Source organism: Paraburkholderia fungorum (assembly GCF_003610895.1).
GTDB classification, from domain to species: Bacteria; Pseudomonadota; Gammaproteobacteria; order Burkholderiales; family Burkholderiaceae; genus Paraburkholderia; species Paraburkholderia fungorum_B.
This window is the reverse complement of sequence record NZ_MCAS01000011.1, coordinates 35,313-47,676: the sequence shown is the minus strand read 5'-3', so window position 1 is coordinate 47,676 and position 12,364 is coordinate 35,313. Positions and strand designations below refer to the sequence as shown.

Here is a 12,364-nt window from a genome sequence, read left to right as displayed (position 1 = left end):
GCAAGGCAGCGTGGGCGGCGGTTGCTGCTCACGCCGATGGCGCGGTTAGGTGCCACGGTTAGGTGCCACGGTTAAGTGCCACGGTTAAGTGCCGCGGTTAGGCGGCGTTGTCAGCGTTGCCAAAGCTCGTGCAGTGCCGCAAAATAACTCACGCTCTATGGGCGCCAACCCCGCCAGGGTTGGCGCTACATCCTTACCACTTCCATCTCATCGCAATTTTTCTCACATCAGCGTGAGAATTGCTCGTTTTGCGGGCGGCTCGATCGCGCTTAGGATGACAATAGCCTGACGCCCCACCCTCTCCCGCATTTTGCTGTTTCATTCCAACCTGAAACGTTTCGCGCAATCGCGCTGCTACGATGCAAATGCGTCTCGACTAAACCGCGCGCGGCGCCACGACAATGAATACCAGAAACCTCCTCCAGTTGCTGATCCTCGCCGCCCTATGGGGTGCCTCGTTTCTCTTTATTCGCGTCGGCGTGTCCGACTTCGGCGTCGCGCCGCTGATGGCGCTGCGGGTCGGCATCGGCGCGGCCTTCCTTGCCGTCGTACTGATCGCGCGGCGCCCGCTGCGCGAATCCGCAACGATCCTGCGCACCCATGCCTTTCCGCTGCTGGTGGTCGGCATTCTGAATTCGGCGGCGCCGTTCTGCCTGTTCGCGTATGCCGAGTTGACGCTGTCGGCAGGCGTGACGTCCGTGATCAATGCAACCACGCCGCTGTGGGGCGCACTCGTCGGCTTTCTGTGGCTGCGCGACCGCCTGAGCGCGCTGCGCACGGTCGGCCTCGTGATCGGCTTTCTCGGCGTGCTGATGCTGGTATGGGATCAGATCGCCGCGCCGGACGGTTCGGCCGCTACGCCGCTGAGCGCCGCACTCGCGGCCGCCGCGGCGCTCGGCGCCACCCTGCTGTATGGCATCGCCTCCAATTACACGAAGCGCCGCCTGACCGGCGTCGACGCCTTGACCGTCGCGACCGGCACGATGACGGGCGCCACCATCGTGCTGCTGCCGCTCGCCGTCATCTACTGGCCGGCTGCGCCGATCTCGGCGCACGCGTGGGGCGCGGTCATCGCGCTCGGTGTCGCGTGTACCGGTATCGCCTACATGCTGTTCTTCCATCTGATCGCGGCGGTCGGACCGACGCGCACGATTACGGTGACCTTCGTGATTCCGGTGTTTGGCATTCTGTGGGGTGCGCTGTTTCTCGGCGAAACCGTATCGCCGGGCATGCTGGAAGGCTGTGGCGTGATTCTCGTGGGCACCGCGCTCGCCACCGGTGTGATCAAGCGCCTGCCCTGGAGCGGAACGCGCCGCGCCGACACCTGAAAACCGCCTCGCGCGACGCCTGGCTTGAGGCTTGAGCGTCGCCACGTTCCTGTCACGTACGGCTCGCCGCGTCGGCGAACCGGCACTGCATTCCGCACATTCCGCACATTCCGATTACCCAAAAAAATAGCCCGCACTCCGTTGGAGTGCGGGCGAAACCGTCGCCCTACGAGGATAGGCGACGGGGCCACCGAGGCCGCGCCACGCGCGCAGGCCATCATCGGGCTAAGCACCGGTTCGTTCACCGGCGCCGAAAGGGTCTGGGACTCGCCGTTTCGAAACTCGCCGCCAACTCACGTCGAATGTTACGAATCCGGCCCCATGAGTCTTTAAAAGCAGATTGCGTGCCAGTTATGCAGCTTCACGAGAAATCGTTCGCAAACTGTTGATTGTTATTGTCATTTTTTGCACGGAAAGGAATTGGAAAGGATTTGCTGAAGGGGTTTTGCGAGTTACGTCACCGGGGTAACGTCACGTTACATGCGGCCGCACAGTGGCGGCCGCGCGGTCTCGCTTCATGCGTTTGAAGCGGGACCGACCTCACCGCACCGGCCATTTCGTGCGCTGCGACGTCCTATGCCTGATTCGCAGATCCATTGGCCGTCGCGTCTCGCGCGGCGCCAGGGCCGCGCCGCACACAAGCGCCAGGACGAGCAAGCTCGCCGCCCACATCCAGTAAGGAATCACATCGAACATAGCCATCTCCCCGTTGAGCGCCGGTTCATACCGGTGTTTCAGACAAGAAGCAAAACGCGTGCACGCCTTGACGACGCTCGAATGGCTTGCGGTACGGGAGATGGAACGCACATAAAAAAACCCGCCCGGGCTTACGCACCGGGCGGGTTTCTGACAGCGTTCGCTGCGTGCTACAACTTCGTTCAGTGCAGCTGGTCGACCATCAGACTCATGATCTGCTTGGCCTGCGGGCTCTCGTCGATCGCACCCTTGCTGTCGACCACGGCCACGCGGGTCTGGTCAGGCGTCACCGCGCGAACGTTCACGAGATACTGCTTGGCGACCTTTTCCTTCTTGCCGTGGAACACCTGGCTCCAGAAGCCTTGCTCCGCCGAGGTCAGATCCTTCGGATCGACGTAGCGCACGAAGTACAACCCGCGGCTTGCATCGCGATCGTCAACGGTGAAGTTGCTGCGATCGAGCGCGAGGCCCACACGCAGCCACGCACGGTCATACGGCTCGCCGAGCGTCAACTCGGTAGACGAGAACTGGGCCGACGTGTTGTTGGCCGAGTCGTCAGGCACGGGCTGCTGAGCCGACAGCGCGACATTCTGCGCCGCCGTGGCCGCAGCCGCCGACTTCGCACCCGCCGCAGCCGCGTTCGGCGCCGTTTGGGCACCCGCCGGCGAGAGCTGGGCACTTTGCGTGTCGCTCGACTTGGCGCGCGAATCGGCCAGCGCCAGCGCCGCCATCAAGCGCTTCAGGTATTCCTGTTCGAGACCCGGATCATTCGGCTTGGCTTCCCATTTGGTCGAATCGTTGTTCGTGCCGGTGATCGCCTCGCGCATGCCCTTCTGGCTGATGAACACGTAAGTGCCGCCGTTCGGCGCCGCTTCGAGGCGCGTACGGTACTTGTTGCGCTCGGAACTCACATAGCTGTTGCCCATTGCTTTGGACAGCGTGTCGCGGATCAGGCCGTCGTTGATCTGCGCGTGGGTTTCGTTCCAGTCCGTTTCCATCACGCCCTTGTCGCGCTGGTCGACCACCAGCAGGAAGCCCTGTTCCTGCCAGAAACGGCGGATCTGGGCCCACGCCTGATCGGGCGCCTTGTTGTCGATCACGAGCCAGCTTTCCGTACCGTCGCGCTGGATGTGCATGCCGTTCACCGGCGGCACCACCGTGAGCGTATTGGCGGCCGGTGCTTGCGCCTGGACCTGCTTGAGCGTGGACAGCGAGGTTTCGCCGCCTTGCGGGGGCAACGAACGCTGATCGGACGTCTCATCGATCATGTTCGGCGGTACGGCAAGTGACACCTGCTTTGACTTGGAGTCGCTTTTGTAGTCGATTTTGGTCGGCGACGAGGTACCGCAGCCGGCGACCAGACCGCCTGCCATCAGCATTACTGCAAACCGCTTGGTAAGACGAAGATCAGTCATGTTCGGGGAATCCTTCCGCTACGCCACGGCAAGTTTCCGTGGATCAACCCAACATTTTACCGATCCCGGCGAGACATGTGCAAAAAGCCGGGTTTGCTCATGAATTAAGCAGCACGCCGACGGCAACCGACACCCCACGGCGAAGGGCAGCGATACCGGCGAATCCCTGCGCGGCGCGCAGCCTCCTATTGCACAAAAACGCCATGCATAGCGACGGCGTTCCCCTCCCGCAAGCGCAAATTTAACAGTTCACAACACTTCTCAAACGCTTGTAGGTCGCGCCCGGCTTGATTGTCAGATCATTGTTTTAAAAGGCACTTTTCACGTCTGCTACACCCTGTTTTCGAGATTAACCAGATCGCCACAACCCCCGCCTGATAACGATAAGGAAACCTGAGTGTTATCTTGAATTAGACATCTCAATAAAACGTCAGCGTTCCGAGTTTCTCCTTATAGCGAGGCAGGTTGCCATGCAGATTCCTTGTTTTTCACCGGCCTCCGCCGTCCTCGCAGTGATGGCCGCCCTGCTCTTCACCAGCACCGGCGCGCACGCCGAATTGGGCGGCACGATGTCCAGCCAGGCGGATTCGCCGGGCGCCGCGCCTCAGGCCTTGCTGAACGCAGCCTTACGCCTGCGCACGCTGACCGATGCGGGCCACACCACCATCAACGAGTACGCGACCAGTACCGGCCAGATCATCGCCTACACGTGGCAAGGCCCAACCATGCCGGATCTGCGCGCGCTGCTGGGGCCCTACGCCGACTCCTACCGCTTGGGAGCCGCGGCCTTGGCGCCGGACGGCAATCTGCACGCTTCTCGGGTGGTTCGCCAGGACGTGATCGTGGAATCCGGCGGTCCGATGCGTGGCTATGCAGGACGTGCGTGGCTGCCGGCGGCCTTGCCGCCGGGCGTCACGGCCAGCGATTTCCGCTGAGTTCGCGCTGACGCCGCGCGCGCCATCAAAAAACCCCTCCCCTATCCGATTGCCGACTGCATCATGAAGACCTCTTCTCATCTCCGCGCCCTGTTGCTCGTCTGTTTGGCGCTCGCCGGTTGCGGCGGCGGCGGTAGCAGCGGCGGCAGCGCCGCCTCGTCACAGGCGGGCGCAGCTAGCCCGGCCAGCAGTCCTGGCGCGGCCAGCGCACCGTCCACAGCCCCCAATGCCGGCATGCCCACGAGCGTGCCACAGTCAACCACGCCGAACGTTCAGCCGATCGCGGTCACTACCGCACCGGGTCTGACGCGCAATATGCTGACCACCAGCGTCACCGTCTGCCAGCCCGGCACCAGCAATTGCGCGACGATCGACAACATTCAGGTCGACACTGGTTCGCAGGGCCTGCGGATTCTCGCGTCCGCGTTGCCGGCCAACCTTGCGCTCGCGGCGATCGGTTCAGGCAGCGGCGTAGCGGGCGAATGCGCGGTGTTCGGCGGCGGCTATGCGTGGGGTTCCGTGCGCAGCGCGGACGTGCGGATGGCCGGCCAACTGGCCGCCTCGATTCCGATCCAGTTGATCGCCGACCCCACACTGCCCACCGTGCCCACCGGTTGCGCCGGCTCCGGCCCGTCGATGCTGAACGTGGCGAGCCTGCGCGCCAACGGCATACTCGGGGTCGGCCTGTTCGCAGCCGACTGCGGCAGCGCTTGCGTCAACGCCGCCTTGCCCCGGTGGTATTACAACTGCGATGCCAGCGGCGCCTGCGTCTCGAGTGCGCAAGCGCTCGCGCAACAGGTCACCAATCCGGTCAGCCAGTTCCCGCTCGACAACAATGGCGTGGTGATCGACCTGCCGGCGATCGCCGACGCCGGTGCGGCGAGCGTGTCGGGTTCGATGATTTTCGGCATCGGCACCCAGGCGAATAACAGGCTCGGCGGCGCCAGTGTGGTCAAGGCGAATACGCAGACGGGTTATGTGGTTACCAGCAGCGCGGGGCAGACATATGCGCAGAGCTACGTCGATAGCGGCTCGAACGCGCTCTTCTTCAACGACAGTCAGTTGCCGCGGTGCGGCTACTGGTACTGCCCGAACTCGACGCAAACCACGAGCGCCTCGATCGTGGGTACCGACGGCGCAACAAACACGGTGTCGTTCGCGATCGGCAATTCAAGCGCGCTGTTTGCGTCCGCGAATAACGCGTTCAACAATCTGGCCGGAATGGCCAGCAATAGCTTCGGCTGGGGCTTGCCGTTCTTTTTCGGACGACGCGTCTACACGGCGATCGAGTCGCGCGCCACCTCGGCCGGGCCGGGTCCGTATTACGCCTTCTGAGCGTCCGACATCGAGGATTCGTCCTGCGCAGAATTCCTACAGACCGATCAGATTTTCCCGGACGGAAAATTCCGCAATCCTCACTCCGGGCTTATTTGATACGTCCTGACTGCAATAATCATCGTTTCTGACTAGCGGCATCTCAGCATCGTTAGTCCTGCATATCTAAAACCAGTCAAACGATGGAAATCACCTTCTCGCTCGACCGTTTCGAGCAACTCGTTTATACGCAACAGCATGGCAAGGCGTCCCTCCAGCTCATCGTCCTACTCGCGCGCCTTCAGCAAACGCGCGGCGAGCTGGACGAAAGCTTTGAGGCTTCGGGGCTGATCGGCCTGTCTCCCAAAGCGCAACGCCAGCGTTTCTGCACGCGCCTGACGAGCGCCGTATCAACCCTATTCGCCGACCCGGACTTTCAACTCCCAACGGAATGCTTCAGGCTGTTTCTCACGCTGCACGAATGGATCGGCCTGCTGTTCTCGGCCACCGCGTCGGGCAATGCGGACCATGTCGCCCGTCACCTGAATCCGCGCGGCCCGGAGAACGCACAGTTTCTGCCGGGAGACAGCTTCGTCGAGAAGCTATGCGTGCTCTACTCGACCGAGTCCGAACTGGAGCTCGACTTCGCCGCCCTCTGGGCGTATGACAAAACGCTCGCGGCCTGCCTTGCCCTCGTTTTACTGGCGCCGATTTCCAAGTGCTCGCCGGGCGCGCACCTCAAGCGCGAGGCGCTGCTGGAGTGGCTGCCCGGCAAGCTTCAGCAAATCGACGACCTCGACGACCTGCCCTCGGCCGTGCTGCACAACGCCTATATGTTCTGCAGCTATGCCGATACGCCACGGCGTCATGCCATCAAGCAGGACATCAATGTGCTGGTGCGCCGCAAGCTCGCGCAACTCGGCCTGACCGACCTGCCCACGCTGCAACGCACGCCCGCCAAAGGTAAATCGCGGCGCGGCAGAAAGCCCGTGATGTTTGTCATGCTGGAGTGGTTCACCGGCGCCCATTCGATCTACCGCACGCACTCGCGCACGCTCGAAGCCGCGCGCGAACATTTCGAGCTGGTGGGCTTCGGCTTCGATTACGCGGTCGACGAAGCGGGGCGGAAGATTTTCGACCGCTTCATCGAACTGAAGGAGCCGGAATACATCGGCGAATGCCTGAAGACGATTCGCGACCTCGCCGAGACCGAACAGCCGGATGTGCTGTACATGCCAAGCGTCGGCATGTTCGTGCTGACGGTGTTCATGTCCAACCTGCGCATCGCGCCGTTGCAAATCGCGGCGCTCGGCCATCCCGCCACCACGCATTCCGACAAGATCGACTACATCAGCGTCGAAGAAGATTATGTCGGCGACCCGGCCTGCTTCAGCGAACAACTCATGAAGCTGCCGAAGGATGGGCAACCGTACCGCCCGTCCGTCGCGCTGCCGGATATCGTGGCGCAGATTCCGCCGCCGCGCGAGACACTCCAAGTCATCATCACCGCGAGCGCGATGAAGCTCAACCCCGGCTTTCTCGATGCGTGCCGCGAAGTCGGTGCACGCGCCGCGACACCCGTCGAGTTTCACTTCATGAGCGGGGTGCCTTCGGGTCTGCAGTTCGATCAATTGCGCAGCGTCGTAATGGGAGCGGTGCCGGGCGCCGTCGTGCACGACTTTCACGGCTACGCCGAGTATCTGGCGCGCGTCAATCAATCCGATCTGTTCCTCAGCCCGTTTCCGTTCGGCAACACCAACGGTATCGTCGACGCATTGACGCTCGGCTTGCCGGGCGTATGCAAACGCGGGCCGGAGGTGTTCGAGCAGATCGACGGCGCGCTATTCGAACGCGTGGGCATGCCGTCGTGGACCACCACGGACAGCGTCGACGCATACATCGCCGCAGCCGTGCGCATGATCGACCAGCACGACGAGCGCACCGCGTTGCGGCAACGTTTGATCGATACGCAAGCCGTGCAGCGCTGCTTCGAAGGTCGGCCGCAGGCGTTCGGTGAAAGCGTGCTGAATCTGCTGCGCGAAAACAAAAGCCGCCTCGCGAACGGGGCGGCTTGAGATTCTGCTTGCACTAGCTGGATCGCGCCATGTTCGTTGTTGAGCACGGCATGGGGTACCCGGGAGGCACTCGCCGCGCGGCAACGAGCGCGAAAGGCATTGCTACTCGGTGGCCTCGCTGGCCGGATTCGGCGGCGAGGCAAGGTTTGCCGGCGCCAACCAGCTGAATACGGCCAGTGACGAGCCGTGGAACGTGCACTCGGCGGCGGCTGCCGTGCTGGTCGTCTTGGGCTTCGCCGATTTGAGCGAGGCTGTAACAGGACTCGAAGCGGCAGCAGCATTCGAAGCCGCGCCAGGCGCTGTGCCGGAAGCCTCCGCAGCCGAGGACGCCGATGACGACGCACCTGCGCCCGAAGCCGATCGTGCCGCCTTCGCCGCCGACGCCGCCTGCACAGCGGAAGCAGCCGAAGCGGCCGCAACCTCCGAAGCCGCCTGCACATGTTCGATCGATCCTTCGACGATCACCCGCGAACCATCGATACCGACGCCTTTATGGCTCACCTTGAGCGTATCCTGGGACGATTCAGCCAGCTTGCTTCGCATCAACTGCTCGCATGCATCCGAGTTCTTGTAGACGGCCGTGCAGGCTGCCAGCAACACGGCAGCGGTCGTCAAGCAGGCGATAGAGATAATCCGAATCTTCATTGATGTTCCGTTTTTCAAGCCGTCGGCAATTGTAGCTTACGGGCTGACGGACCGGCATCGCACCGGCCACTCAAGACGCACAGACTCGGCACGGCGAGACGCACGAACGGACTGGATCGCAACGCGCACGCAGCACGTCGAACGAAGAGACGGCTTGACCACGACGCCCGGTATCGGCATCGTGTTGAGCGGCCGCCATCCATGTCTGCGGCGCCCACCGTCCCTTCGGCTGGACCTGCTCCGTGGGTACAGATCCGTTTTCCCACTGTGCATCGACCGGCTTTCCCGCATGTTCAGCCTTGCCCTGCTCGCCATCGCGGCCTACGCCGCCACCAATATCGACAACCTTTTCGTGCTGCTCGCCTTCCTTGCGGAAGCAGGCGGTCAGCGGCGACGCGTGATCTTTGGGCAGTTCGCAGGTTCGCTGGCCCTGATCGCCGGCGCGATTCTGCTCGCCGCCTTGTTGACACAGTTACCCACCGGCTATGTCGGTTTGCTCGGTATCTTGCCGATTGGCGTGGGTCTGAGCAAAGCCTGGACGCGGTTTCGACCCGGCAATACGGATCGGGAGAAAGCGGCGCGAACCATGGCGCCCATGAGCACACCGGCCGTGGCAGCGACGCCGACTGCGGCGGGCGCAGGTTCTTCATGGTGGACAGTGGCGTGCGTGGCGGTGGCCAATGGCTCGGACAACATCGCCGTCTATGTGCCCTTGTACGCGAGTCATTCGCATAGCGCGGGCATGTTCATCTCGCTGGTGTTCGTCGCCATGATTGGCATCTGGTGCGCGGGCGCGGTCTGGCTGGTGGAGCATCCCTTGCTGGGCGCGCCAATCCGGCGCTACGGCACCGCACTTCTGCCGCTCATCCTGCTGATCATCGGCGTCTCCGTGATCGCGCAAAACGATACATTGCGGATCGTGTTCGGCATCTGAGGCAGACTTGACTGCCGATCCGGACGCGGCAAATAGCGCCGGCGCATATCGTTATGCCGATTGGCGATTTCTTTCCAGACGGATCGCGCCCGATAATGTGCCCCATGAACCCCGCCCTCAATCTCCAATCCCGCGCGCTGCGCGCCACGCTCGCGGCCCTCGGCGTGACATTGCTGCTGGCCGCCTGCGCCGCCCCGACGGCATCCACCTCCTCCGCGACCGTCGATTCCGCCGCGCTCGAAGCGGCAATTTCCGGGCCGCAGCGTAGTGACAGGAACCGCGCGCGCGATGTCTACCGCCATCCGGAGGAAACGCTGCGGTTCTTCGGTGTGGCATCGTCGCAAACCGTTCTGGAGATCGCACCCGGCGGCGGTTGGTACACGGAAATACTCGCACCCTATTTGCACGATCACGGCAAGCTGTATGAAGCCCAGTACGACAGCCCGGACGCCGGGTCGGCGGCTGAGGAGCAGGCCGGGCGGGCTTCGTTTGCGCGCAAGCTGGCGGCCACGCCGGCTGTCTACGGCAATGTGATGGTCGGCACGCTGCGAGCGGGCCAGTTCAGCGGCTTTCCGGCCAATGGCAGCGTCGATGAGGTACTGACTTTCCGCAATATCCACAACTGGATCAAGGACGGCGAGATCGACGCAAACCTGCGCGCCTTCTACGCGGCACTTAAGCCGGGCGGCGTCCTCGGTGTCGAGGAACATCGCGCGACGCCGGGCACCACCCTGCAACAGACCATCGACGCCGGCTATGTGACCGAAGCCTATGTCATCGAACACGCGCGCGCGGCGGGTTTCGAACTGGCCGCGCAAAGCGAGGTGAACAGCAATCCGCGCGACACGAAAAATTATCCGCATGGCGTGTGGTCGCTGCCGCCCACGTATGAGGGTCACGACGTCGATCGGGCGAAATACGCAGCGATCGGCGAATCGGATCGCATGACCTTGCGTTTCGTGAAACCCCGGTGACTGCCTTGCCGGGCTTGGGTTCCGACGCCCTGCGGGCGCGCAAGGCCGCCCTGCTGGGCACCCGCCTCACCGCACTGCGCTTGACGCGGCCACAATAGTATGGTCTTATCGCCCACTATGTACCGCGCCCAGACCATCCTATCGCTACTACTAGCCCGCTCTACCGGGCTAGGTCTGCTGCTGCGCGCTTCCATCTGAAACACCCGAAGCACCGCTCAATTCCCCAGTAACTGACCCAGCCCCGGTTTCCGACCGGCGGCCATGCATTTTTCTGTTCGTCGTCCGGTCGACACCAGGTTGATCGATCCCAAGGATGATGAAAATGTTGAAGAACCCTGCTACCCGATATCGCTCGTTCAAGCCGATCAATTTGACGGATCGACAGTGGCCGTCACGCACCATCACGCGCGCGCCGATCTGGATGAGCACCGACCTGCGTGACGGCAATCAGGCGCTGTTCGAGCCGATGAACGCGCAACGTAAGATGCGCATGTTCAAGACCCTGGTGCAGATCGGCTTCAAGGAAATCGAAGTCGCGTTTCCGTCTGCCTCGCAAACCGACTTCAATTTCGTACGCGAGTTGATCGAAGGCGGCCATATCCCCGACGACGTGACGATCGAGGTATTGACGCAAGCCCGCGACGACCTGATCGAACGCACCTTCGAATCCTTGCGTGGCGTGCCGCGCGCAATCGTTCACCTGTACAACGCCACCGCGCCGGAATTCCGCCGCATCGTGTTCGGCCTTGAAAAAAACGGCGTGAAAGAACTCGCGCAAAACGCGGCACGTACCATGAAGCGTCTCGCCGACGCCGCACCGGAAACGCACTTCACGCTGCAATACAGCCCGGAAGTGTTTAGCGGCACCGAACTCGAATTCGCCAAGGAAGTGTGCGACGCCGTGTTCGATATCTGGCAACCGACGCCCGCTCATAAAGCAATCGTCAACCTGCCCGCTACCGTGGAGATGGCCACGCCGAATGTCTACGCCGACCAGATCGAATGGATGCACCGCAATCTCGCGCGCCGCGATTCGCTGGTCCTTTCAGTGCATCCGCACAACGATCGGGGCACCGCGGTGGCGGCCGCGGAACTGGCGGTGATGGCGGGCGCGGATCGTATCGAAGGGTGTTTGTTCGGCAACGGCGAACGTACCGGCAATGTCGATCTCGTGACGCTTGCGTTGAATCTGTACACGCAGGGTGTCGATCCTGAACTCGACTTTTCGAATATCAACGAAGTCGCGCGTACCGCCGAGGAGTGCACGCAGTTGCCGGTGCACCCGCGTCATCCGTATGTCGGCGATCTCGTGTTCACCGCGTTCTCCGGCTCGCATCAGGATGCGATCAAGAAGGGTTTTGCCGTGCAAAAACCGGACGCGATGTGGGAAGTGCCTTATATGCCGATCGATCCCAGCGATCTCGGGCGGACTTATGACTCGGTGATTCGCGTGAATAGTCAGTCTGGCAAGGGTGGGATTGCTTACCTGCTCGAACAGAGTTACGGAGTGGTGTTGCCGCGGCGCCTGCAGGTCGATTTTAGCTCTGCTGTACAGCGGTTTACTGACTCTAGCGGTCAGGAAGTCACGCCCTCGCAGATCTGGGAACTGTTCCAGCAGGAGTACGTACAGAATGCTGCGCCGATTCACTACATTGGACATAGTCTGTCTGAGAGCGATGGGCGTGAACATATCAAGCTCACTGTTGAGATTAATGGCTCGCGGTGCGTGCTGAACGGTGAAGGGAACGGGCCGCTCGATGCGTTGATGCATGCTATCGGTGTGCCGGTGCGGATTCAGCACTATGAAGAACGGGCTTTGACTCAGGGCGCGGATGCTCGCGCTGTGGCTGTGGCTGAGATGGCCGGCGCTGATGTGGTTGGGAGTGCTTTTGGGGTTGGTATTGATGCCAATCTGGTGACGGCTTCTATTCGGGCTGTGATTAGTGGGGTTAATCGGGCTTATGTGAGGGCGGGTGCTGAGGCGCAGGGGCGGTTTTTTGAGGTTGCGCTGAGGGGGGAAGCGGAGCGGGTGGTGGTTTAAGGTTTTG

The 12,364-nt window shown here is 62.3% G+C and carries 9 protein-coding genes; 7 read left to right on the top strand and 2 right to left on the bottom strand.

Annotated features, from left to right (window positions below):
- The first annotated feature begins 401 nt into the window (after positions 1 to 401).
- The gene (locus BCY88_RS12210; protein WP_120344501.1) at positions 402 to 1,328 is read left to right on the top strand and encodes a DMT family transporter; all 927 of its coding nucleotides are present in this window, start codon (positions 402 to 404) and stop codon (positions 1,326 to 1,328) included.
- Between the two features lie 878 nt (positions 1,329 to 2,206).
- Here BCY88_RS12210 and bamC read toward each other — a convergent pair.
- Complete coding sequence (gene bamC, locus BCY88_RS12205) at positions 2,207 to 3,439, bottom strand: outer membrane protein assembly factor BamC (RefSeq protein ID WP_120344500.1); 1,233 nt, start codon at positions 3,437 to 3,439, stop codon at positions 2,207 to 2,209.
- Positions 3,440 to 3,954: 515 nt separating this feature from the next.
- Here bamC and BCY88_RS12200 point away from each other — a divergent pair.
- The 3 genes from BCY88_RS12200 to BCY88_RS12190 all read left to right on the top strand — a co-directional run bounded on the left by BCY88_RS12200 (position 3,955) and on the right by BCY88_RS12190 (position 7,763).
- Positions 3,955 to 4,374, top strand: a complete 420-nt coding sequence (locus tag BCY88_RS12200) for a DUF2844 domain-containing protein (RefSeq protein WP_404935689.1) — start codon at positions 3,955 to 3,957, stop codon at positions 4,372 to 4,374.
- A gap of 63 nt (positions 4,375 to 4,437) precedes the next feature.
- Positions 4,438 to 5,709: a DUF3443 domain-containing protein gene (locus BCY88_RS12195; protein ID WP_120344498.1), complete on the top strand. Its 1,272-nt coding sequence runs from the start codon at positions 4,438 to 4,440 to the stop codon at positions 5,707 to 5,709.
- 182 nt (positions 5,710 to 5,891) lie between these two features.
- A complete protein-coding gene (locus BCY88_RS12190) occupies positions 5,892 to 7,763 on the top strand; it encodes a glycosyl transferase family 1 (protein WP_120344497.1) in 1,872 nt (623 codons plus the stop codon).
- A 102-nt stretch (positions 7,764 to 7,865) separates the two neighbouring features.
- Here the strand turns inward: BCY88_RS12190 and BCY88_RS12185 are convergent, their stop codons facing one another.
- Complete coding sequence (locus BCY88_RS12185) at positions 7,866 to 8,408, bottom strand: hypothetical protein (protein WP_120344496.1); 543 nt, start codon at positions 8,406 to 8,408, stop codon at positions 7,866 to 7,868.
- Between the two features lie 289 nt (positions 8,409 to 8,697).
- Here BCY88_RS12185 and BCY88_RS12180 point away from each other — a divergent pair, with 289 nt between their 5' ends.
- The 3 genes from BCY88_RS12180 to leuA all read left to right on the top strand — a co-directional run bounded on the left by BCY88_RS12180 (position 8,698) and on the right by leuA (position 12,357).
- Positions 8,698 to 9,342, top strand: coding sequence for a cadmium resistance transporter (locus BCY88_RS12180; protein WP_120344495.1), 645 nt, complete (start codon positions 8,698 to 8,700; stop codon positions 9,340 to 9,342).
- Positions 9,343 to 9,437: 95 nt separating this feature from the next.
- The gene (locus tag BCY88_RS12175; RefSeq protein ID WP_120344494.1) at positions 9,438 to 10,316 is read left to right on the top strand and encodes a class I SAM-dependent methyltransferase; all 879 of its coding nucleotides are present in this window, start codon (positions 9,438 to 9,440) and stop codon (positions 10,314 to 10,316) included.
- A gap of 322 nt (positions 10,317 to 10,638) precedes the next feature.
- Positions 10,639 to 12,357, top strand: a complete 1,719-nt coding sequence (gene leuA, locus BCY88_RS12170; protein WP_120344595.1) for a 2-isopropylmalate synthase — start codon at positions 10,639 to 10,641, stop codon at positions 12,355 to 12,357.
- Positions 12,358 to 12,364 lie beyond the last annotated feature (7 nt).